This window comes from Klebsiella sp. Q2 (assembly GCF_009900705.1).
GTDB lineage: Bacteria > Pseudomonadota > Gammaproteobacteria > Enterobacterales > Enterobacteriaceae > Klebsiella > Klebsiella quasipneumoniae.
In genome coordinates this window covers 373,685-396,528 of the sequence record NZ_JAAABE010000002.1, presented here as the reverse complement: position 1 = coordinate 396,528, position 22,844 = coordinate 373,685, and the positions used below count along the sequence as shown (strand labels likewise).

General features: G+C 58.6%; 22 protein-coding genes. 9 read left to right on the top strand and 13 right to left on the bottom strand.

Features of this window, described 5'->3' with window-relative positions; translation table 11 throughout:
* The first annotated feature begins 84 nt into the window (after window positions 1–84).
* The gene (locus GT756_RS09645) at window positions 85–981 is read left to right on the top strand and encodes a DMT family transporter (protein WP_032456156.1); all 897 of its coding nucleotides are present in this window, start codon (window positions 85–87) and stop codon (window positions 979–981) included.
* Between the two features lie 47 nt (window positions 982–1,028).
* On the opposite strand, the gene GT756_RS09640 is transcribed toward GT756_RS09645, so the two are convergent.
* The 3 genes from GT756_RS09640 to tehA form a co-directional block, all read right to left on the bottom strand.
* Window positions 1,029–1,697, bottom strand: coding sequence for a DUF3313 domain-containing protein (locus GT756_RS09640; RefSeq protein ID WP_004202796.1), 669 nt, complete (start codon window positions 1,695–1,697; stop codon window positions 1,029–1,031).
* Window positions 1,698–1,959: 262 nt separating this feature from the next.
* Window positions 1,960–2,556 carry a tellurite resistance methyltransferase TehB gene (gene tehB, locus GT756_RS09635; RefSeq protein ID WP_017900473.1) on the bottom strand — a complete coding sequence of 199 codons (597 nt, stop codon included), beginning with the start codon at window positions 2,554–2,556 and terminating at the stop codon, window positions 1,960–1,962.
* Complete coding sequence (gene tehA, locus GT756_RS09630; RefSeq protein ID WP_160124727.1) at window positions 2,553–3,557, bottom strand: dicarboxylate transporter/tellurite-resistance protein TehA; 1,005 nt, start codon at window positions 3,555–3,557, stop codon at window positions 2,553–2,555. The genes tehB and tehA overlap by 4 nt, the downstream gene beginning before the upstream one ends.
* Before the next feature lie 111 nt (window positions 3,558–3,668).
* Here tehA and ydcK point away from each other — a divergent pair, with 111 nt between their 5' ends.
* Window positions 3,669–4,649, top strand: coding sequence for a YdcK family protein (ydcK, locus tag GT756_RS09625; protein ID WP_049092912.1), 981 nt, complete (start codon window positions 3,669–3,671; stop codon window positions 4,647–4,649).
* Here ydcK and rimL read toward each other — a convergent pair.
* From rimL to GT756_RS09605, 4 genes are all read right to left on the bottom strand, one after another.
* Window positions 4,635–5,213 (bottom strand): 50S ribosomal protein L7/L12-serine acetyltransferase, encoded by a 579-nt coding sequence (gene rimL / locus GT756_RS09620; protein ID WP_004202802.1) that lies wholly within the window; start codon window positions 5,211–5,213, stop codon window positions 4,635–4,637. The genes ydcK and rimL overlap by 15 nt on opposite strands.
* A gap of 52 nt (window positions 5,214–5,265) precedes the next feature.
* Window positions 5,266–6,921 carry a glucan biosynthesis protein D gene (locus GT756_RS09615; RefSeq protein WP_049003833.1) on the bottom strand — a complete coding sequence of 552 codons (1,656 nt, stop codon included), beginning with the start codon at window positions 6,919–6,921 and terminating at the stop codon, window positions 5,266–5,268.
* 315 nt (window positions 6,922–7,236) lie between these two features.
* Window positions 7,237–8,742, bottom strand: coding sequence for a carboxylesterase/lipase family protein (locus GT756_RS09610; RefSeq protein WP_080841518.1), 1,506 nt, complete (start codon window positions 8,740–8,742; stop codon window positions 7,237–7,239).
* Between the two features lie 41 nt (window positions 8,743–8,783).
* The gene (locus GT756_RS09605; RefSeq protein WP_023318417.1) at window positions 8,784–10,127 is read right to left on the bottom strand and encodes a VOC family protein; all 1,344 of its coding nucleotides are present in this window, start codon (window positions 10,125–10,127) and stop codon (window positions 8,784–8,786) included.
* Between the two features lie 239 nt (window positions 10,128–10,366).
* On the opposite strand from GT756_RS09605, the gene pcaH reads away from it, so the two are divergent.
* The 4 genes from pcaH to GT756_RS09585 all read left to right on the top strand — a co-directional run bounded on the left by pcaH (window position 10,367) and on the right by GT756_RS09585 (window position 15,475).
* Window positions 10,367–11,107 (top strand): protocatechuate 3,4-dioxygenase subunit beta, encoded by a 741-nt coding sequence (gene pcaH, locus GT756_RS09600; protein ID WP_004202816.1) that lies wholly within the window; start codon window positions 10,367–10,369, stop codon window positions 11,105–11,107.
* A complete protein-coding gene (gene pcaG, locus GT756_RS09595) occupies window positions 11,104–11,724 on the top strand; it encodes a protocatechuate 3,4-dioxygenase subunit alpha (protein ID WP_004202817.1) in 621 nt (206 codons plus the stop codon). Before pcaH ends, pcaG begins: the two co-directional genes overlap by 4 nt.
* Window positions 11,725–11,901: 177 nt before the next feature.
* Window positions 11,902–12,825 (top strand): LysR substrate-binding domain-containing protein, encoded by a 924-nt coding sequence (locus tag GT756_RS09590; RefSeq protein ID WP_004143800.1) that lies wholly within the window; start codon window positions 11,902–11,904, stop codon window positions 12,823–12,825.
* Between the two features lie 277 nt (window positions 12,826–13,102).
* Complete coding sequence (locus tag GT756_RS09585) at window positions 13,103–15,475, top strand: membrane-bound PQQ-dependent dehydrogenase, glucose/quinate/shikimate family (RefSeq protein WP_160124726.1); 2,373 nt, start codon at window positions 13,103–13,105, stop codon at window positions 15,473–15,475.
* 68 nt (window positions 15,476–15,543) lie between these two features.
* Here the strand turns inward: GT756_RS09585 and GT756_RS09580 are convergent, their stop codons facing one another.
* From GT756_RS09580 to cybB, 3 genes are all read right to left on the bottom strand, one after another.
* A complete protein-coding gene (locus GT756_RS09580; protein ID WP_004202819.1) occupies window positions 15,544–16,662 on the bottom strand; it encodes an S-(hydroxymethyl)glutathione dehydrogenase/class III alcohol dehydrogenase in 1,119 nt (372 codons plus the stop codon).
* A gap of 24 nt (window positions 16,663–16,686) precedes the next feature.
* Entirely contained in the window at window positions 16,687–16,962 is a 276-nt protein-coding gene (locus tag GT756_RS09575; protein WP_004202822.1) for a metal/formaldehyde-sensitive transcriptional repressor, read from the bottom strand.
* A gap of 104 nt (window positions 16,963–17,066) precedes the next feature.
* The gene (gene cybB / locus GT756_RS09570; protein ID WP_032456162.1) at window positions 17,067–17,594 is read right to left on the bottom strand and encodes a cytochrome b561; all 528 of its coding nucleotides are present in this window, start codon (window positions 17,592–17,594) and stop codon (window positions 17,067–17,069) included.
* Window positions 17,595–17,837: 243 nt separating this feature from the next.
* Here cybB and GT756_RS09565 point away from each other — a divergent pair, with 243 nt between their 5' ends.
* Entirely contained in the window at window positions 17,838–18,206 is a 369-nt protein-coding gene (locus tag GT756_RS09565) for a hypothetical protein (protein ID WP_048294964.1), read from the top strand.
* Between the two features lie 9 nt (window positions 18,207–18,215).
* Here the strand turns inward: GT756_RS09565 and GT756_RS09560 are convergent, their stop codons facing one another.
* A complete protein-coding gene (locus tag GT756_RS09560; protein ID WP_004202827.1) occupies window positions 18,216–18,401 on the bottom strand; it encodes a hypothetical protein in 186 nt (61 codons plus the stop codon).
* A 230-nt stretch (window positions 18,402–18,631) separates the two neighbouring features.
* The gene (locus tag GT756_RS09555; protein ID WP_017900466.1) at window positions 18,632–19,096 is read right to left on the bottom strand and encodes a helix-turn-helix domain-containing protein; all 465 of its coding nucleotides are present in this window, start codon (window positions 19,094–19,096) and stop codon (window positions 18,632–18,634) included.
* Window positions 19,097–19,290: 194 nt separating this feature from the next.
* On the opposite strand from GT756_RS09555, the gene GT756_RS09550 reads away from it, so the two are divergent.
* Both GT756_RS09550 and add read left to right on the top strand, forming a co-directional pair.
* On the top strand, window positions 19,291–20,445 hold the full coding sequence (locus tag GT756_RS09550) for an MFS transporter (protein ID WP_160124810.1): 1,155 nt from the start codon (window positions 19,291–19,293) through the stop codon (window positions 20,443–20,445).
* Window positions 20,446–20,601: 156 nt separating this feature from the next.
* Entirely contained in the window at window positions 20,602–21,603 is a 1,002-nt protein-coding gene (gene add / locus GT756_RS09545) for an adenosine deaminase (RefSeq protein ID WP_101993352.1), read from the top strand.
* A gap of 35 nt (window positions 21,604–21,638) precedes the next feature.
* Here the strand turns inward: add and GT756_RS09540 are convergent, their stop codons facing one another.
* Window positions 21,639–22,679 carry an oxidoreductase gene (locus tag GT756_RS09540; protein ID WP_160124725.1) on the bottom strand — a complete coding sequence of 347 codons (1,041 nt, stop codon included), beginning with the start codon at window positions 22,677–22,679 and terminating at the stop codon, window positions 21,639–21,641.
* Between the last annotated feature and the right edge of the window lie 165 nt (window positions 22,680–22,844).

Genomic DNA, 22,844 nt, shown 5'->3' with positions numbered 1-22,844 from the left:
TTGCAAGCCGACAACAAGCGGATGAAAGCCGCAGGTTGCGGCAGGCGGCATACTCCTCCGTTCAACAAGCAGAGGAGAACCAGGGTGAACGCATTACTTTATGCACTCGTTGTCGTTATCTGGGGGACGACGTGGATTGCTATTTTTTTACAGCAGGGGCCGGTGGCGGCGCCGGTATCGATATTCTGGCGTTTCGCCGTGGCCAGCGTCACAATGCTGACGATTCTGCTCGTCACACGACGTCTGCGGCCGCTGGGCGCGAAGGACCATTTCTGCTGCCTGCTGCAGGGTTGCTGCGTCTTCTGCTTCAATTTCTGGTGCTTTTATACCGCCGCCGCCTGGATCAACACCGGTCTGGAATCGGTGATCTTTTCCATGGCGGTACTGTTTAACGCCATCAACAGCTTTCTTTTCTTCCGCCAGCAGCCGCCGGGACGCTTCTGGGCTGCCGCCGCGCTCGGTCTGGCCGGTATCGTCACCCTGTTCTGGGATGACCTGCTGGCCAACGGGCTAAACGCAACGCTACTGTGGGGGATCGGTCTGAGCGCGCTGGGCACCTATGGCTTTTCGCTGGGCAATATGTTCAGTATTCGTCACCAGCGGCGGGGGCTGGAGACGCTGACCACCAACAGCTGGGCGATGCTGTACGGCACGCTGGTGATGGGGGCTATCGCTCTGCTCCGCGGGGATAATTTCATGCCGGAGTGGACCGTCAGCTATCTTGGCGCCCTGCTTTACCTGGCGCTGTTCGGCTCAGTTGTCGCCTTCGGCGCCTATTTCACCCTTGTAGGGCGCATCGGCGCCAGCAAAGCCGCCTACAGTACGCTGCTGTTTCCGCTGGTCGCCCTGTCCATCTCCACCGTCTATGAAGGGTATGTATGGCACAGCAACGCCGTTATCGGACTGGCGCTGATCCTGTTGGGTAATCTGGTGATGTTTGCCAAACCGGAACAGCTGCTGCTGCGCCGAAAGCTGGCCTGAAACGGCGGAAGATAAATCAGCGCCGTCGGCAGACGGCGCTGACGAGATTACCGCTGGGAAGGGTCGAATTTGACGGCGTCTACCGCCATATCATCGATCACCTGCTTCATGGTTTCGATAGTCAGCGGCGTGTTTTCATTGGCCAGGGTTTTGCCCTCACCTTTACGAACCACTTTGATCACCGGCTTGTTGGTGCTGGCGTCAATCAGTTCGGCTTCAAAATAGAGGTCGGTGTCCATCGTACGATGGCCGGTGGCGGCTTGAGTACCGGCAACAATCATCGCTACCGGAACCACTTCATAGAACTGCAGCCCTTCTTTGCTGGAGTCCACTCCGGTAATCGCCCCGCGGAAAATAAGGCTACGCTTGCCGGCGGTGGTTGCCAGCGGTTTACGCTCGGAAATGGCCTGTTTGAGCTGTTTGTTGGTGTAATTCAAAATATCCTGCAGCGCCTTTTCACCCACCTGGGTCGTCGGCTTCGGTACTGGATAGTACGTTACCGGATGGTAGACGACATTATCGTAGTTGGCCGGATTGTAGTTTGGATCGATCCAACGCAGCTCCGACTTACCGGAGGCAGTGGTGGCTTCTTTCAGGTTGGAATAGTCTTTTAAAAAGCCCGAATACTGATTCGGTTGCGCCAGTTTGGACGCACAGCCCGTCAACGCTAACATCCCCGCCAGAGCGGCGACTTTAAATAACACGCGAGTACGCATAAAGAGATCCCTGTAAATGCAGTTTTTTCGGCAGACGTTATAGCAGATAAGACCCACTAGTTTTGTGACAAAATGAGGGCTTCGTCAAGGAAGATATACAAATATTGATGGGATCAACATTACGTTATTAAATAATTACTTAAAACGTTAACAGGTCGGCTTTAACCTTTCTTTTCAGCGAGGATTTTCGCGCTTCTTGATCCGAGGTGTATTCGTGAGAGGCGGCGCGGTCAATCTCAGTAATTACACGCGCCGCTGAGGATTATGCGGGCTTGCGCGCCAGCAGCGTGGCGAAGCGCAATTTGATCCGGTTGCCGCTGGCGTCGGTCCGATGCAGCTCACCGACGTCCTCATTATATTTCAGTAATTCCCAGTCCCGGTAGTACTCCCGAAGTTCATCGGGTTTAAAAGCAAACGGGAAGCCGACGGTGCAGGGATAGTCCTCGGTGTCCATCGCCGCGACAATCAGGTTATAGCCCCCGGCGGCGGTGCAGCGCTGCATATTGCCGATGAGTCCAGGGATGGTGTCAGGCTCGAGGAACATCATCACTACGGTGGAGAGGATCAGATCATACTCGCCGTCAAAGGCCAGGCTGTTGAGGTCTTTCACCGCGGTCTGCAGATTATCCAGCCCTTCGGCGGCGCGAATAGTCTCCAGATTGTTGATGCTCATCGCATTTTTATCCCACGCCGTCACCGTGAAGCCATTCGCCGCCAGATAAAGACTGTTACGTCCGTTGCCGCAGCCCAGATCCAGCGCCCTTCCCGGCGGCACAATCGTCGCGGCATGCAGCACCTCAGAGTGGGTGCGGGTCAGGCCATATTTTTCACTAAAATAATCCGCGTCTCGCGTTGTCATGATCCTTCCTTCTTATTCAGGAGTGTTTCCCGGTCGACCTGTAGCAACAGTTTCCCGCTGACCAACAGCAGCCCTGTGCGCAGCAGCAGCAGGCCGATGACCAGATTGCTAAAAATAAAGAGCGGCAGCGCCAGATGATGAAAAAAGCTGTCCGCCTTCGCCTGGCCCAGATGCAGGCCGGTGGTGGCCAGGGCGGAGATACCGAACGAGAAGCTCCAGAAAGAAGCATTGAACGGCTGGCGAAGATACCAGGGCATCAGACGCAGCATAAACAGCAGCTGTAACAGACCGTAGCCGAACAGCAGCTTAGCGAAGGTATCGGCCTCACCGCCGTTAACGCTGAGCCAGGCGCTGCAGGCCACCAGCGCAGGCGCCAGCTGGATCCCCAGCGACGTGCGCAGCGCGGTCGGCAGTTCGCCTGCGCTGCGCAGACGATGGAGGATAGCCGGCTCGAGGCTCAGCCAGGAGAAGACCCCGGCGCCAAGGAACACCAGTCCGGCGTCGGTAAACCCCAGCGCGCCGCAGGCCATCGCGCTGATAAAATTATTCGCCACCGTGGGCAGATACAGCCCCGGCGTAGTGGCCTCGCGAGGATGGTTTCCCCGCCACAGGCCGCCGCTTTGCCAGGCGGCATAGGCCAGCTGCAGCGCCACGCCCGGCACAAACAGCCCGATGGCCAGCGGTCGGCACCAGGGCGCCAGACCAATCGATACCAGCAACGTGGTGGCGGGAAACAGGCTGACGAAGCTGCTGCTGACCGGATGTCGCATCTCCTGCAGCACACTCGCCGGAAAGCGGATCGCCCGGCTGATAAACGCCATACTGAGCAGGACCCATATCGCTATCGCCAGCGTCACCAGCCCATCACCAATACTGCGGCTGACCGGCCAGAGGGTGCTGGCGTAACGCCAGGCAAAGCCCATCCCGATGGTGCCAAGCACCATGCCAAAATATCCCGCCGGCAGGTTAAGCACCTGCTGCGACCTATACGTTTTGCTCATTTTATTGATGTTATCAATTAAATTTGAAGTTGCATTCTAAAGGAACCTTATACCACGCGCTACGGCGATCTTTGCTATGTTTATGTTAACCATAAGTAATGAGGATCGGGAATGCGTAAATACCGTCTCAGCGAACAGACCCGGCAGTATTGTTACCAGGAAGAGGATGGCAAACAGTGCGTCACCCTGCGCCAGATTGTGGCGCTTATCGATTTCGCTGACGTCAAAGCGGGCAGCGAAGGCGGCTGGGTGGATGAAGAAAGCGCCCTCAGCCAGCAGGGAGAGTGCTGGATCTACGATGCCAATAGCGTGGTCTTCGCCGGGGCGCGCATCCTCGACGATGCCCGACTCAATGGCCCCTGCGTGGTCAGCCATGGGGCTATCATCAGCGGACGGGCATCCATTCACGCCTCGCAGGTCAGCCATCACGCGCAGATTGGTGACAACGTCACGATTAGCCAGAGTCTGGTGCGCGGCTTCTGTCGCCTCGCCGATGAGGCTCGTCTTCTGCCCCACTGTCAAGTCATTGCCGCCCGTGGGCTGACCGCCGATCGCGACAAAGTGCTGCAGATTTATCAGCGAGCCACCGTCAGCGCGTCGCGCATTCTCCACCAGGCGCAGATCTATGGCGAGGCCTTCGTCGAACACGCTTTTGTCGAACATCGGGCGGAAGTCTTTGACCATGCCAGGCTCGAGGGAAACGAGGAGAACGACGTCTGGGTGTGCGATAACGCGCGGATTTACGGGCATGCCCGTCTGATCGCGGGACGCGGTGAGGACGCCATTCCCACCGTGCGCTACAGCTCGCAGGTCGCGGAGAATGCGGTGATTGAAGGCAACTGTCTGCTAAAGCATCGGGCGATGGTGGGCGGCGAGGCGCAGCTGCGCGGTGGACCGATTCTGCTTGATGATGACGTGCTGATCCAGGGGCGGGCTGTCATCGTCGGCGATGTGATCGTTGAGCACCAGGTCACTCTTGGGGACGAGGTGCAAATCGCCGCACGGGAAGGAGAAGCCATTCACCTGCGCGGCCCGAAGACCCTCGGCGGCCAACAGCAGATCACCCGAACGCCGCTGTTAGGCGCCCTGTAGCGCCTCGTCGCGGTCAATAATACGGGCGTAGATATTCTGATCGTCATAGCTGCCGTTCAGATACTCGGCCTGTCGGAGACAGCCTTCCAGAACAAACCCGTTACGCAACGCCACCTGGTTGCTGCGGGTATTCGCCACCCGACATTTGATCACAAACCGGCGCACCAGCCCGCTGCGGGCATAGTGGTGGATAAAGGCCTGCAGGGAACGGGACAGATACCCCTGCCCCTGGTGATCCTCATCGATCCAGTAGCCAATATAGGCCGTCTTATTCTGCGGCTCGATCTGGTTGAACGACAGAACGCCAATCGGCCGCTTTTCGAGAAACAGCAAAAACATTTTGGCGTAATCCCGCTGATGCAGCATCACGTTACCCTGCACATGGCGGCGGGTCTCCTCTTCGCTGCGCACCTCGCCGGCCCAGCTGAGCGACTGCTGTAGCCAGCGCTGGTTTTTCACCACCAGCTGGTGCAGGTCGCTGACGTAGCGTTCATCAATGGCGATAAGCGTCAGCGCCTCGGTCACCGGGATCGACTCCGGTACTGCTGGAATGTCTGTGGTCATGGGGCTCTCTACGGGCCCGCAGGGGGTGCCTGGGGCCACGGCTGTCACGGGGTTATTTCATGATCCGGTCGTCAATGTAGTTACGTTTATCCGGCGCCGGCGGGAAGTACTGATAGAGCCAGGTTTCGCTGATGGCTTCTCCCTGACAGCGCAGGAACAGACGCATCTCCACCGGGTCGGTCGAGTTGGAAGTCGGATACCAGTCGAAGAGGATCCGGTAGCCATCGAACGGCTCGACGTAGAGGATTTCAATCTGCTTCGCTTCGCCGCTGGAGAGGGTGATCACCGGTTCAATACCGCGCGGCGCGGCCGCTTTCAGATCGCCGCCAACAAAGTCGATGGCAAAACGACGCGCCCACTTGTCCGGGTAGTGTTCGCCCGGCGCCCATCCCTCCGGGAAGCCCCCCATCCCGGTGCGGGTGGCGAGCACACGCGCCAGCGGTGTGCTGACCGGCGGCTGTGCGCTCCAGTAGAGACGGTAGCGGAAGTCGAGTTCGTCGCCCGCCTTCACTGCCTTTTCCGGCTGCCAGAAGCAGACGATATTATCCAGCGTTTCACCGGTGGTCGGGATCTCCATCAGGCTGACCGCCCCTTTGCCCCACTGGTTACGCGGCTCAACCCACAGGCTGGGACGCTTGTTATACCAGCCCATCACGTCCTGGTAGTGGGAAAAATCACGGTCCAGCTGCAGCAGACCAAAGCCGCGCGGGTTCTTGTCCTGGAAGGCGTTGAACTGCAGCTTCTGCGGGTTGTTCAGCGGCCGGCAGACCCATTCGCCGTTGCCCAGCCACATCGACAGCCGATCGGAGTCGTGGATCTGCGGGTGGATGGTATCGCACATCCGACGCTCGTTGTTGCCGCAGCTGAACATGCTGGTCATCGGCGCGATCCCCAGCTGTTTGATATCCTTGCGGGCGTAGAGATGGTTCTCCACGTCCATAATGACCTGGGTATCCTGGCAGTGGATGGTGAACTTGTAGGCGCCAGTGATGCTCGGGCTGTCGAGCAGGGCGTAAACGGTAAAGACCGTGGCGTCCCCTTTGACCGTTTCGAACCAGAAAGAGGTGAAATCGGGGAACTCTTCCGGGGTATCGGTAAAGGTATCCACCGCCAGCCCACGGGCCGACAGGCCATACTGGTAGGTGCTGTCTACCGCGCGAAAATAGCTGGCGCCGAGAAACGCCACGATATCCCGGCGCGCCAGCTCAGGTGCTTTAAATACCCGGAACCCGGCGAAGCCGAGGTCGGACTGTCCTTCCAGCTGGCGGGTATCTACCCCGGCGTCATTGTACTTGAACAGCTCCGGACGGAAGTGGATCTCGCGCGCCTGCTGGGTGGCGGCGTCTAAAGAGAACATGCGCACGCGGCGACGGAACCCCATCCCGACGTGGAAAAACTGGATATCCAGTTTGCGTTCTTCAATATTGTTCCATAGCGAGTGGTTAGCGTCATACTGAATGCTGTTATAAGCCTGCGGGGTGAGATTGGCCAGCGTCGGCGGCAGATCGCGCGGTGCCCCGCCCCACGGCTGGCGCGCCAGATCGTGGGCCATCGCCTGCAGCACGGCATAATCGAACCGACGCGTCTGCCCGTCGGCAATGCCCGCGTCTTCAGCAAACGCGGCCTGACTGAATAAGGAAGCGACTCCTGACGTTCCGCATACGGCGGCAACAGCCATGGAAGATTTAAGAAAACGTCTGCGGTTCATGCCTGAGAAAGCGTCCTTCTGCACGGGTGAAATGATTCGCAACGCGTCATCACGCTGCGTGATAATTTCCGCCCACTCTAGACAAAAACGATTAATAATCCAATTGTTGCCAGCAGAAAAACGGTAAAAAAGCCCTGTCTACCAGAACAGGCTGTTTTTTCATCGCCGGCGGAGGGAGAGCACAATATCTAACGCAAACCCGCCTTAAACAAAGCGGACAGCACTCTCCCGGCGCCCTGTCTCATCGCCGGGCCGTTTCTTAGCCACCCGCGGCCTGCAGCAGGGGCGTGCCCCGCTGAGCCGCCCCCATCCCCTTTATTCGAGGGTCACGTGGTGCTTCATCACCCGGCGAAACAGTGCCAGCCGGGCGCGCATAAAGCGATTCTCCACTTTAAACCCGGCACGCTTATGCAGGCCAATGCGCAGCAAACGATCCCGTCCGCGCAGGCACGCCGGCCAGCGCACCACGCCGGCAAGCACCTGCTCGCCGCTGGCGACGCGGGCAAACTGGACCCAGTAGTCAGCGACCTGAGCGGCGAAGGCCAGATCCGCTTCACTGGCATACTGCCGCACCGGGTCGGTGAGCCGCAGGTTATCAAACACGTAGGGCACCTCGTTGCCGTGCCAGGCGCCGTGCGGATAGGCGTCATGTTCCGCTTCCGCGACATAATCGAACCAGTACCGCCAGCATGGCTGGCCCACGCGCTGCTGGGCCTGCATCACCACATAGCCGAGGGTGGTAAACGCCATATCCCGACAGACTTCCCGCCCCAGCGCTTCATCGCCTTTTACGCCGGGATAGAGGAGTTTGATCAGTCCCAGACCCAGACGGCGCTCACGACGCAGCTTCTGGATCTGCCCGGCGATGTCGACGCCAAACACCGCCATCACGCTGGCTTCATCGCTGTTGGAGCCGATGATCACCGGCATCGGATGCTGGCGCCCGGCAAAAAAGGTCTCCAGCATCGGCTGCGGGAGCACGATATCGCCTGCGATGGGCGCTGGGCCGATATTCAGCGGGGCGGAAAGCGACCAGAAGGCCTCCGCCGGGATTGCCCGCAGTTGCTCAGCGCTGGCCTGTGGTAAGGCGAAATGTTCCGCCAGCAGACGGCCTTTCTCCAGCGCCTTTTCCCGCGGCAGATCGGGTAAGGTATACCCGCTCTGAATAATCGCTTTATGGAACAACCCTTTCGCTTTCGGCGAGGCCATCAGCGACAGCACGCTGCGCGCCCCGGCGGATTCGCCAAACAGCGTGACGTTGGCGGCGTCGCCGCCGAAGGCGTGAATGTTTTCCTGGACCCACTGCAGGGCGGCGATCTGGTCGAGCAGCGCGAAGTTATACAGCCGCTCGCCCGCCTCTTCTTCCAGCGCCGGGTGGGCGAAAAAGCCGAGGTGGCCCAGACGGTAGTTGACCGTCACCACCACCACGTCGCGGCTGGCCAGCGCCAGGCCATCGTAAGGCGGCAGGCTACCGGCGCCGATGGTAAACCCGCCACCGTGCAGCCAGACCATCACCGGCAGCGGCTGCGCTGCGCTGGCGGGGGCCCAGACGTTGAGATAGAGACAGTCTTCGCTGAAGCGACCGGGATCCCCGCCGCCAAGTTCGCGGCAGTAGTCAATGTCCTGCCAGCTGGCGGCGGAAAAGGCGTCGGCCTGACGCACGCCCGGCCAGCGGGCGGGAGGCTGCGGCGCGCGCCAGCGCAGCGGCCCCACGGGCGGCGCGGCGTACGGAATGCCGCGCCAAATATGGATCCCCTGCTCTGCACTCCCGGCCAGCGTGCCCTGCCGGGTTTTCGCCAACGGTTTCGACGGATGTTGCATAACCTGCTCCCTGTAAGGCTGATGCCAGCAGGTTACTGATTTTACAGCAGACCGCAACGTCGTTTGCTGCGCTCCTCCGCCTGCTGGTACAGTTCAAATTCATCCTGCACCGGACAGCCCAGCGCCGCTTCAAAGGCTTCGCGGCTGGCATTCCCGTGGCTGCGGGCCTGGGTTTCGTTACCCAGATTGGACTGAAAAATGCCCGCCGCGCTGACCGGTAAAAAATCCTCATAGACGATAGGCTGGGCCACTATCCACCCGCGCTCGATCAGCGGCTGGGGATCGTCGCCCGGGCGAAACGCGTGGCGATGTGCCTCGCCAGCCGGCGTCAGGCGGTAGCGAAACCAGGCCAGCCCCTGCTGACGCAGCAGAAATTCGCTGTCGGGAAATTCGCGGAATACCTCCTGCAGATGCAGCTGGTGGCTGAGATTGTCTTTGCCGGTCCCTGCTGCCTGCAGCAATCGGTCGTATAGCGCGCGTCCTTTTGGCGTCAGCGCCACGCCGCGCTGCTCAATTTCGCCGAAGCGGGCGCTGTGAGTGCCGCGGTGTTCGCCGGCGAACATTACTGGTTCCTCAAGCGCCTTGAAGCTGGTCTGTCGCAGGAGGATCGGTACCTCCCGGCGCGGCGGACCTTCGATCAGGGCCTTTGGCTCAATGCCGCACTCCGGCATCAGGGCCTGCGCGCGGTCAATATCCAACGTTCGCGGCGTGAGGTGGTTGATATGGCATCCCGGGAAGCAGACCACATCGGCTATCAAGCGATGCTCGCGATGCAGCGCGTGGTAGGTCTCCTCATCGACGGTGGCATGCCGGTGCCAGCGGAAGGTCTCCAGCGCCTCCTGCACGAACTCGCGGGCTTCCGCAGGGGTGAACGCCCCTTCGGCCTCATGCCGGGCGATCAGCGCCAGACAGCGGGGAGTGAATATGTTGCGCCGGGCGAGGATCGCCTCGGCTCGCTCACGCAGAGCGCGGTTTTCGATCAGTTCCAGACGCAGCAGCGAGGTAAAAACCCGAAACGGATTGCGCGCCAGCGCGGCATCGTCGACAGGACGAAACGCCGTGGAATGAACCGGCACGCCGGCCTGTGAAAGATCATAATAGCTGACGGGATACATCCCCATGATGGCAAACATGCGACGCAGCGTCGCCAGTTCCTCCGCTGTGCCCACGCGGATCGCCCCGTGGCGCTCAACGTTCAGGCGAGCCAGCTCGTCGGCGTTGGCCAGTTGTTCATGCAGCTTCGGATTATTTTCCAGTACCGCCAGGTTGACGTCAGCCACCAGCTCCAGCAGCGTCCCGTACTGCGGAACTTCCTGCTGGTACATGGCCGACATGGCCTGCGAAAACTGCTCCCGAATCTCATCAGCCGTGATGGTGTTCGCCATGATGTGTTACCTCCAGTGAATACTTCCTGGAGTGTAGGAAAGCTGCCTCCCGGCGGGGGGAAGAATTTACAAACTGTGATGGCGATAACCTGCTTCCGGTCATGGGCATGGCGCAGGGCATAACCGACGGTTATGAAAAACACCCGGTAATTTCACTTTAAATTAACAATATATTTACACACACTGTTTCTGGCGACATTACAACAACATGCCTCTCTACCCTCTATACGGAGTACCCGATGAACGATAAATGGTCCCCGCGCGAGGTTATCCATCGCGATTACAGTAGTCACCCGCCCGCTTACGCCCCGGGCTATAAAACCAGCGTCCTGCGCTCCCCGAAAAACGCCCTAATCTCCCTGCAGAACTCGCTGTCAGAGATCACCGGCCCGGTGTTTAGCCGCGACGACCTGGGACCACTGGATAATGACCTTATCCTTAACTATGCCAAAGAAGGCCTGCCGATTGGCGAGCGGATCATTGTGCACGGCTATGTGCGGGATGGTTTCGGCCGACCAATGAAAAACACCCTGGTGGAAGTGTGGCAGGCCAATGCCGGCGGCCGCTATCGACATAAAAAAGATCAGTATCTGGCGCCGATTGACCCGAACTTCGGCGGCTGCGGTCGGGTGCTGACCGACGAGAACGGTTATTACTGTTTTCGCACCATCAAGCCCGGCCCCTACCCCTGGCGCAACCAGGCCAGCGACTGGCGTCCGGCGCATATTCATTTCTCGCTTTCAGGCGACGCCTGGGCCCAGCGCCTGATCACCCAAATGTATTTCGAAGGCGACCCGTTGATCAAGCAGTGCCCGATCGTCAGGACCATTAATAATGACGACGCCGTGCGCACCCTGATCGCCGAGCTGGACATGCACGCCGCCGTGCCGCTGGATTGTCTGGCCTACCGCTTCGACCTTGTTCTGCGCGGCCATCGCGCCACGCTGTTTGAAAATCGCACTCAGGGGGCCGCCCGATGAAAGAGTATCTGCCTGAAACCGCCTCGCAGACTGCGGGACCCTATGTTCATATCGGTCTGGCACCGGACGCGGCGGGTTTTCATATTTTTGAAAAAAATTTTGGTCCGGTTCTCACCACCGCCGATACGGTCGGGGAACGGATCACCATTGAAGGCCGGGTTATCGACGGCTCCGGGACTCCGGTCCGCGACGTGCTGCTGGAGATCTGGCAGGCTAACGCCGCGGGACGCTATAACCATCCTGAGGACCGTCAGCAGCAGAAAGCGGTCGACCCAGGCTTTCGCGGCTGGGGGCGCACCTGCTCTGACTTCACCTCCGGCGTCTGGCGCTTTGAAACCATCAAGCCCGGCGCGGTGGTTGGCCGCGACGGCCGTCTGATGGCGCCGCACGTCAATCTGTGGGTGGTGGCGCGGGGGATCAACATTGGCCTGAATACGCGGATGTATTTCGCCGATGAGCACGAGGCCAATGCCAGCGACCCGGTGCTGAATCTCATCGAATGGGAGGTGAGACGCAAAACCTTAATCGCCGAGCGCGAGGTTCGCGGTGCGGAAGTGGTCTATCGTTTCGACATTTATCTGCAGGGCGAGAACGAAACCGTCTTTTTCGATATCTAGCGGCCATGCTGACCACCGCCGTCGCCCCGTACAGCCGGGGCGACGGCGTGTTAAACCATAGGGAAAGATCTTGTAATGTAATCAGCTCAAATGTTAATAATATTTTGCTATCTGGTTATCAAATTTAAACAAGGCCGCTTGTCTCTTTCACCGCTGTGTTTTTAACATCATCTTACTATGGAAAAAAATGGTCTCTTCAGTCAGCGCATTCGCTTGCGCCATCTACACACCTTCGTGGCCGTCGCTCAACAGGGAACGCTGGGGCGCGCGGCTGAAACTTTAAATCTGAGCCAGCCAGCACTTTCAAAAACGCTTAACGAGCTTGAACAGCTGACCGGTACCCGTCTGTTTGAGCGGGGACGTCTGGGGGCGCAGTTGACGCTGGTCGGGGAACAGTTTCTGACTCATGCCGTGAAAGTGCTTGATGCCCTTAACTCGGCGGGCCAGGCGCTGAACCGTAAAGAGGGCCTGAATAACGATATCGTGCGCATCGGCGCGCTGCCTACCGCCGCGCTGGGGATCCTACCGACGGTGATCGGCCAGTTCCATAAGCAGCAAAAAGATATCACGCTGCAGGTCGCCACCATGAACAACACCATGCTGCTCGCCGGGTTAAAATCCGGGGAGATCGACATCGGCATCGGACGGATGTCCGATCCGGAGCTGATGAGCGGGCTGCATTACGAACTGCTGTTCCTGGAATCCCTTAAGCTGGTGGTACGCCCGGGACATCCTCTGCTGCAGGAGACCGTGACCCTCAGTCGGGTGATGGAGTGGCCGGTGGTGGTCTCGCCAAAGGGCACCGTGCCGCGGCAAAACGCCGAAGCGCTGCTCCAGAGCCAGGGCTGTAAAATGCCCGCCGGCTGCATCGAGACCCTCTCCGCTTCACTGTCGCGCCAGCTGACGGTCGATTTTGACTATGTCTGGTTCGTCCCTTCCGGCGCGGTGAAAGACGATCTTCGCCGTGGCGTACTGACCGCCCTGCCGATTGCCACCCAGGGCGCCGGGGAGCCCATCGGTATTCTAACCCGCGTCGATGCGACGCTGACCCCCGGTACACAAACCCTGCTCAGCGCTATTCGTAAATCAATGCCTGCCTGATCCGCTGATCCCCCGGCCCGTAGCGGCCGGGGAGCCAACGCTGACTGCGTCACATTCAGCAAAATAATCATTTAGTGCGAAATTATTTATTAACATTTGCGCAAATTTCTTTAACAGATCTATCATATCGCGATTTCACCAAATGGTTCATACGAAATCAAAACAGGCAATAAACTTGGCTTTATGAAGATACAAACCACTTCATTCAAAAATAAAACAAAATAACTTTGTTTCATTTGGTTCGCACTGAGGTGGCTGGTGTGGTTAAGGAGATTTCATGACAACTGGCAACGCGCCGCGCGGATTCCCCCGGATCCTGCAGTGGCTTCTCGCCGGACTGATGCTGATCATCGGTCTGGCTATCGGTATTCTGGGGGCAAAACTGGCTCTCGTCGGCGGCACGCTGTACTTCGCGCTGATGGGCGTGGTGATGGTTATCGCGGCGGTGCTGATTTTCCGTCGCCGCCGCGGGGGTATTCTGCTGTACGCCGTGGCGTTTATCGCTTCGGTGATCTGGGCGATCGGCGACGCTGGCTGGAACTTCTGGCCGCTCTTCTCGCGTCTGTTCGCCCTTGGCGTGCTGGCCTTCCTCGCCGCCCTGGTCTGGCCTTTCCTTGCCAGCTCGCCGACGAAAAAAGGCCCGGCTTTTGCCATCGCCGCCGTGCTCGCCGTGGCGCTGGCGGGAAGCTTTGGCTGGATGTTTAAATCCGAACCGCTGGTCAGCGCCACGGAAGCGGTGCCGGTGAAACCCGTCGCGCCGGGCGAAGAGCAGAAAAACTGGGCGCACTGGGGCAACACCACCCACGGCGACCGCTTCGCCGCCCTGGATCAAATCAACAAGCAAAACGTCAACCAGCTGCAGGTAGCCTGGGTGGCGCATACTGGCGATATCCCACAGAGCAATGGCTCCGGCGCGGAAGATCAGAATACCCCGCTGCAGATTGGCGATACCCTCTATGTCTGTACCCCTTACAGCAAAGTGCTGGCGCTGGATGTCGACAGCGGCAAAGAGAAATGGCGCTATGACTCCAAATCCTCTTCGCCCAACTGGCAGCGCTGCCGCGGCTTAGGCTATTACGAAGACAGCCAGGCGCAGACGACGCCAGCGTCAGGCGCCCAGCCTGCCGCCTGCTCCCGTCGTCTGTTCCTGCCGACGATCGATGCCCGCCTGATCGCCATTGATGCCGACACCGGCAAACTGTGCGAGAGCTTCGGCGATCGCGGTATTGTCGACCTTAGCGTCGGGATGGGCGAAGTCAAAGCAGGTTACTATCAGCAGACCTCCACCCCGCTGGTCGCGGGTGATGTGGTGGTGGTCGGCGGCCGCGTCGCGGATAACTACTCTACCGGCGAACCGCCGGGGGTGGTCCGTGCGTTTGACGTCCACACCGGTAAACTGGCCTGGGCGTGGGATCCGGGTAATCCGGCGCTGACCGGCGTACCGCCGGAGGGCCAGACCTATACGCGCGGCACGCCGAACGTCTGGTCGGCGATGTCTTACGACGCGAAGCTGAACCTGATCTATCTGCCGACCGGTAACGCTACGCCTGACTTCTTTGGCGGCGAACGAACCGCGCTGGACGATAAATACAGCTCCTCCATCGTCGCCGTGGATGCCGCTACCGGCCAGGTACGCTGGCACTTCCAGACCACCCACCACGACCTGTGGGACTTTGACCTGCCGTCTCAGCCGCTGCTGTACGATCTGCCTGACGGCAAGGGCGGCACCACCCCGGTGCTGGTGCAGACCAGCAAGCAGGGCATGATCTTTATGCTCAACCGCGAAACCGGCGAGCCGGTGGCGAAAGTGGAAGAGCGGCCGGTGCCGGTGGGCAATGTCAAAGGCGAGCGCTACTCGCCGACGCAGCCTTACTCGGTGGGAATGCCGATGATCGGTAACCAGACGCTGACCGAGTCCGATATGTGGGGAGCGACGCCGATCGACCTGCTGCTGTGCCGTATCCAGTTCAAAGAGATGCGCCATCAGGGCGTCTTTACCCCGCCGGGAGAAGACCGCTCCCTGCAGTTCCCGGGCTCGCTTGGCGGCATGAACTGGGGCAGCGTCTCGGTGGATCCCAACAACAGCCTGATGTTCGTTAACGATATGCGTCTGGGTCTCGCCAACTATATGGTGCCGCGCGAGAAGGTGGCGAAAGACGCCAGCGGCATCGAGATGGGCATCGTGCCGATGGAAGGCACGCCGTTTGGCGCCATGCGCGAACGTTTCCTGTCGCCGCTGGGCATTCCGTGCCAGAAGCCGCCGTTCGGCACCATGTCCGCGGTGGATCTGAAAACCGGGAAACTGGTGTGGCAGGTGCCGGTAGGTACCGTAGAAGATACCGGGCCGCTGGGGATCCGCATGCACATGCCGATTCCGATCGGTATGCCGACCCTTGGCGCGTCGCTGGCGACGCAGTCCGGGCTGCTGTTCTTCGCCGGCACTCAGGATTTCTACCTGCGCGCCTTTGATACCGCTAACGGCAAGGAGATCTGGAAATCCCGTCTGCCGGTTGGCAGCCAGTCAGGCCCGATGACCTACGTGTCGCCGAAAACCGGTAAGCAGTACATCATTATCAATGCGGGCGGCGCCCGTCAGTCTCCGGATCGCGGCGATTACATTATCGCCTACGCGCTCCCTGACCATCACTGATTGACTTAAGCAAAAGGGCCCATCCGGGCCCTTTTATGCTGTTGCCGAAACGCCTTGCGCGTTAGTGATTACTGGTCGCCAAAGTGGATCACGGTGCGAATCGATTTGCCTTCATGCATCAGGTCAAAGGCCTCGTTAATCTGCTCCAGCGGCAGGCGATGAGTAATAAACGGGTCGAGGCGAATTTTACCCGCCATCGCGTCTTCCACCATTCCCGGCAGCTGGCTACGGCCTTTCACGCCGCCAAAGGCGGAGCCGCGCCACACGCGGCCTGTCACCAGCTGGAACGGACGGGTCTTGATCTCCTGCCCGGCGCCGGCCACGCCGATAATGACGCTCTCGCCCCAACCCTTATGGCAGCACTCCAGCGCCGCGCGCATCACATTGACATTACCGATGCACTCGAAGCTGAAATCCACCCCGCCGTCGGTCAGCTCAACAATCACATCCTGAATCGGCTTATCGTAGTCGTTGGGGTTGATAAAGTCGGTAGCCCCCATCTCTTTAGCGAGAGTGAACTTATCCGGGTTGGTATCGACTGCCAGAATGCGCCCGGCTTGCGCCTGCACAGCGCCCTGGATCACCGCCAGGCCGATGCCGCCCAGACCAAAGACCGCGACGGTATCCCCGGCCTTAACCTTCGCCGTGTTGTGCACCGCGCCGATACCGGTGGTCACGCCGCAGCCCAGCAGACACACTTTATCCAGCGGCGCCTGCGGATTGACTTTCGCCAGCGAGATCTCAGCGCAGACCGTGTATTCGCTGAAGGTGCTGGTGCCCATGTAGTGATAAATCGGTTCGCCGTTATACGAGAAACGGGTGGTGCCGTCCGGCATCAGCCCTTTGCCCTGGGTAGCGCGCACCGCCTGACAGAGATTGGTTTTACCCGACTTACAGAATTTGCACTCGCCGCATTCGGCGGTATACAGGGGGATGACATGATCGCCCGGCTTAAGGCTGGTGACGCCCTCGCCCACTTCCACGACCACGCCGCCGCCTTCATGGCCCAGCACCGCCGGGAAGACCCCTTCCGGATCGTCGCCGGAAAGGGTGAAAGCATCGGTATGGCACACGCCGGTATGGGTGATTTTCACCAGAACTTCGCCTTTTTTCGGCGGCGCGACGTCAATCTCTACGATTTTTAACGGCTGACCGGGGCCAAAGGCCACTGCTGCGCGTGATTTCATAACTGTCTCTTCCTCGTCGTGATGTTATTTTAAATAGGATCGTAGCAGATGACCGACCTCTGCCATTCTCGCGGCCCGCTGGTCCGGGGTGGTGTCGCCGCTGACCAGCTCGTCCTGCAGGTGGATCTCCACCATTTCGCCCATCAGACCGTTTGCCGCCCCGCGAATCGAGGCGATCTGCTGCAGGATGGTCATACAGGGCTCGCCGGACTCCAGCGCGCGTTCAAGGGCTTCAACCTGGCCGCGGATGCGTCGTACGCGGCTGAGCGCCCGTTTTTTATCTTCAGGTGAATGTGGCACGATAACGCCTCCGTATCATATAGGGGGGTATACTATATTTTATTTACCACAAAGGCAAAAAAAACCCCGTCTCGGGACGGGGTCTGAATGTTGAAGCAAACCCTTCAGCGCTTACGGGGCATCATTCGCAGCAGGGTATTATCTTTCCACCAGTAATGATGGAGCAGCGCAGCAAAGGCATGCAGGCCAATCACGAAGTAACCGGCGTTCGCTAACCATTCATGGATCGCTTTCAGGGTGTCCACCCGCTCAAAATCGCTCTGCGGAGCATACGGCATCGTCAGGCCAAAGGCGTACCAGGGATTCCCGCGCCAGTACATCATTACCATGCCAATCAGCGGCAGGCCGATAAACAGCAGATAGATAATCAGATGGCCGAGATGGGCGAAACCAGTCATCATCGGTGAGGGCTTTGGCACGATCGGCGGCGTCGGCATTTTCAGCCGCACCAGCAGACGCGCCACCATCAGCACGCAAATGGTGATTCCGCAGGAAACATGAACCATATTGATCAGCGGCCGATCGCTGCGGGGGAAAAATCCGCGCAGCTCCATCGCCGCATAGGCCACCACCACCAGCAGAAAGACCAGCCAGTGGATGCCGATCTGCAGGCCGGAATATTTATCGCGCATGGAATATCCTTAATGGAAAGTGTGATTGTGCCAACATAGCGGCCTTCTCTTAAATTTTCATTAACCTTTACGTTGAATTAACAATTGATTACCGCATTGTGCTGAGCCGCTGCACCCGGACCACGCAAACGGGCGCCGGATACCATCCGCTATTACAAAATTAAACATTTTTGTTACCTGCCGCCGCGCTCTCCCCTCTATAGTTGAGAACATCTGTCGGCCACGCTGCGTATGGAGATGAAAATGAAGAAAATCAGCTTACCGCTATTGCTGCTGACCGCGCTGGCCAGCCCGACTTTCGCCGCGGACTGTCAGCCTAACGGCATCGGCGGCTCATTTTGCATTAACGATGACGGGACCACTACCGACACGGTGCCGAATGAAGTCAACGGTATGGATACGTATTCGAATAATGGCGGGTATAGCAGTTCTCTGCCCGACCAGTCGGGGGCAGAGGAAGCGCTTGAAGGGTCAACGCTGTCGACGCAGCAGGACAGCGTCGCCAGTAGTGGTCAGAGAGACAGCGCCCTGGCGGGTCGCGACTGGCATTCGCCGTCCAATCTGAATGATGGCGCCGCCACCTCCAGTATGAGCCTGCTGGATAAACCCTGAGGCCTGGCGTCAGGCAAAGCTCCAGCCTGCGGCGCCGATGGCGACGGCGAACAGCAGGCAGGCCAGCGCCGTTTTGCGTAACAGCATGGTATAGAAGGAGATCGCGACGCCAACGAATACCACCAGCAGAATGGGCCACATGCTTAATAACAACAGCAGAAAACCCTCAATATTATTATGGATTACGCTTTCCACATCCGCATCCCTGCCTCATCGTCGATAAAGTAAGCAGAATTTAATATGTAACATGAATACATTCAAATAAAATATAAATGTAAATGATTATGCGGCTGGCGGCGGGTCACTGTTACGCGTCCGGGGAGTTAGCATCAGAAGCAGTGCGCAAAAAATAGGTCAGGATTGTTCCACAACCCTTTAGCGGTACGATCGTATTCTCACTAGAATCCCGCAAACCCTTCACGACATTATTCGGCGCTGGTATCTGATACAACGCGCCGGCGATGACAGTCGCCTGGTTGCAATTTATCTCCCTGAGCGGAACGCACATCCAGATATTGAAGCGGCTGGCAGTGTTCGTTATCCAGCAGGACAGAGTAGGTTTCTCCCTGCTCAAACATATAACGCTCTCCCCATTGACGCATCGCCACAACAATGGGAAACACGGAGCGCCCCTTTTCAGTCAGGACGTATTCCTTATATGCGCTGCCATCCGATGCCGGTAAAATCTCGAAAATACCGATCTCGACCAGGTGCTTCAGGCGCGCGGCAAGGATATTTTTGGCCAGCCCTAAATTTTTTTGAAACTCGCTGAATCTCCGTACATCGTCAAATGCTTCGCGGATAATCATCAGGCACCAGCGTTCACCAATGGATTCCAACGTTCTCGCCACCGGACATTCACTGGTTCTGAGTGATTCCTGTTTTGCCATCTGCGCGCTCCTCATCAATCTGTCTACTAATGCTAGCTTAATCTTCCGTTTTACCAGTTGCAAAAAAAAACCACTATGGCTATTTCTATAGGTAAACGAGTTTTAAAAAGCAACCAGATAGAAGGTCTCTTATGAAAGATAAGACAAGCAGGTGTACCGGCCACGGCATTCAAACCGCGTCAGCCCCTGACGCGATGCTCACCGCAGGGATAACGACGTTGTTTTCACTGACCTGCGCGCTGGCGGTAGCCAACGTTTATTCAGCTCAACCTTTACTCGACTCGATGGCGGTCAGCCTCAAGGTGGCGCCAGGCATGATTGGCGGCGTCATCACCGCTACGCAGTTGGGCTATGCCATTGGCTTACTGTTCCTGGTTCCGCTCGGGGACTGGCTGAACCGTAAATACGTGGCGATGACTCAGCTGTTGCTTTCAGCGGCGGCGTTAGTTGTAGCAGGGTTATCCCCCAATATAGCCACTCTGCTTGGCGCCATGCTGATCGTTGGCCTGATGGCCGTTGTGGTGCAGTTGATGGTGGCGTGGGTGGCAATACTGGCGACACCGCAGAAACGAGGCCAGGCGGTGGGTACCCTGACCAGCGGAATTGTTTCAGGCATCCTGTTGTCTCGGTTTATCTCAGGCGCGATAGCCGATATTGCCGGCTGGCGAGCCGTTTATCTCACGGCTGCCTGTATGATGCTGTTGATGGCCGGTGTCGTCTGGAAGGTCATGCCTTCGCCCTCAAAGCAATCGCAGCCACAAAAGTCCACCTACCTTTCCTTATTGAAGTCAGTGTTTCAGCTATATATCACTGAACCGCAACTGAGAAAGCGCGGCATCCTGGCGCTTCTTATCTTCGCCGCCTTCAGCATGCTATGGACAACTATGGTCATGCCGCTTACCGCCCTTTCCCTCTCGCACACCCAGGCGGGGATGTTTGGCTTAGCCGGCCTCGCTGGCGTGCTGGCCGCCTCAAGAGCGGGAAAGTGGGCTGACCAGGGATGGGCTCAGCGTACTACCGGCTTGGCGCTGGCGCTGCTGGCTCTCTCATGGCTGCCTATCGCCTATGTTGAAACCTCTTTGCTCTGGCTGTTAGTTGGCGTCATTGCGCTGGACTTTGCGATACAGGCCGTACATGTCTCTAACCAGAGCCTGATCATTGCCGCCAGGCCTGCAGCGGCAAGCCGCCTGGTTGGGGCTTACATGTGTTTTTATTCGCTGGGTAGCGCGGCAGGGGCTATCGTTGCCACACAGCTTTATTCCCACTGGGGATGGCAGGCGGTATGCCTTGCGGGTGCCGCGGTCAGCGCGTGTGCTTTTCTTGTCTGGTCAGGATCGCGTCGATCATGACATTCGGCCCCTGTTTTGAAGGGGCCAGTCAAAAAGCGCGTAAAAATGACCTGATTGCCCCAGCTGTTTGTATCGCATAGATTTTTTCAATGCTTTTAAACAGTTATGCTCATGTTGTATAATGACGTGCACTTTAACTAAAAAAAGAGTGCGACCATGATTGATTCCTCATTGCCATTAACCGACATTCACCGCCACCTTGACGGTAACATCCGGGCCCAAACCATCCTCGATCTTGGCCGCGAGTTTAATATCACCCTTCCCGCTACCACCCTTGACACGCTGCGTCCCCACGTCCAGGTCACCAGCCTGGAGCCCGATCTGGTCAGTTTTCTCGCCAAGCTCGACTGGGGGGTGAAAGTCCTGGCCTCGCTGGAAGCCTGCCGTCGCGTGGCGTATGAGAACGTCGAAGACGCGGCGCGCAATGGCCTGCACTACGTGGAGCTGCGCTTCTCCCCACGCTATATGGCGATGACCCACCAGCTGCCGGTTGACGGCGTGGTAGAGGCAGTGATCGCCGGGGTACGTGAGGGGTGCCGCGATTTTCAGGTCGACGCCCGCCTGATCGGCATTTTAAGCCGCACCTTTGGCGAAACGGCCTGTCAGGAAGAGCTGGCGGCGCTGCTCGCCCACCGCGATGGCATCACCGCCCTCGACCTCGCTGGCGATGAGCTGGGCTTCCCGGGGGCGCTGTTCCTCAGTCATTTTAACCAGGCCCGCGATGCCGGGTGGCATATCACCGTTCACGCTGGCGAAGCGGCCGGCCCGGAAAGTATCTGGCAGGCCATTCGTGAGCTGGGCGCCGAGCGTATCGGCCACGGGGTAAAAGCGGTACAGGATCCCGCCCTGATGGACTATCTGGCCGAGCACCGCATCGGGATTGAATCCTGTCTCACCTCGAACGTGCAAACCAGCACCGTACCCTCTCTGGCCCAGCATCCGCTGAAGCAGTTCCTTGAGCACGGCGTGCTGGCGAGCCTCAACACTGACGATCCGGCGGTCCAGGGGGTCGATATTATCCACGAATACACCGTGGCGGCGCCGGCGGCGGGCCTGAGCCGGGAGCAGATCCGCCAGGCCCAGATCAATGGTCTGACCCAGGCGTTTCTGAGCGAACAGGAAAAAGCCGCGCTCATTCAGCGGGTGGCTAAAGGCTGATAGCCGGCCCGGCAGTCGCGCTGCCGGGCTATCTCTTACACCAGGCTGAGCGTGGCGCGATGCCGGGCCGACTCGATACCGAGCTCAAGCAGGCTCATGATTTGAATCGCCTCGCTGGCCGGAACCGGGTTTTCTCCCACCCCATTGAGCGCATCGCGGATAGCGGCATAGTAAGCGGGATAATTGCCCGGTAGCGTCAGCCATGTCTCCTCGCTACGTTCGTCGCCTTCGGCGCGGGTCAGGGTACCGTCACGCATATCATACCCCCAGTCCTCCTGCGGCAAACGCTCGCCATTTTTCAGCCGCTCCTCCTGCGGGTCGAGACCGTACTTGATAAAGCTGGCCCGCGAGCCGTGGACGATAAAGCGCGCGCTCTCCGCGGCGGCGAGCAATGTGCCGTGCAGCACCACCCGCCGCTGTGGATAGGCCAGCACCGCGTGAAAATAGTCGGTGGATTGCGCGCCGGGCCGAAGCTGAGCGAGATCCACCGTGATGCTCACCGGCAGACCAAACAGCACCACCGCCTGGTCGAGCAGATGCGGTCCGAGATCATACCAAATTCCACTCCCGGGGCCAGCCTGTTCCCGCCAGCGCTGGCGTACCTGCGGGCGGAAGCGGTCGAAATGGGATTCGAAGTAACACACCTCTCCCAGCAGGCCTTCGTCGATTAACGTTCTGACCGTTAAGAAATCACTGTCCCAGCGCCGATTGTGAAATATTGACAGCACCCGGCCACAGTGCTTCGCCAGGCTCTCCAGCTCACGAGCCTGTGACAGTGTCACGGTAAAGGGTTTATCCACCACCACGTGCTTCCCGGCCTCCAGCGCCGCTTTCGCCAGTGGGAAGTGGGTGTCGTTCGGCGTGGCGATGACCACCAGATCGATCTCCGGGTCGTTCAGCAATTCACCCGCCGCACTGACCACCTTCGCGCCAGGCCAGTCGGCATGAACTTTGGCCGCGTCGCTGCTGGAGACCGTCGTCAGCGCCAGGCCCGGCGTGCCGCTGATTAATGGCGCGTGAAACGTTTTGCTGGCATAGCCATAGCCCACCAGCCCCACCCGGATCGCATCACTCATTTAACCGCCTCTCTTATTCAGCTGATGTCAATATCTGACTAATGAGAATATTCTTACAAAACGTGAATAAAACTTATCATTTTTTCACTTAAGATTTTAACGCATGCGTGCAAAATCAGACAGATACCCCTTGTGATCTGCTGACCATAGAGTAACATTTCCCAC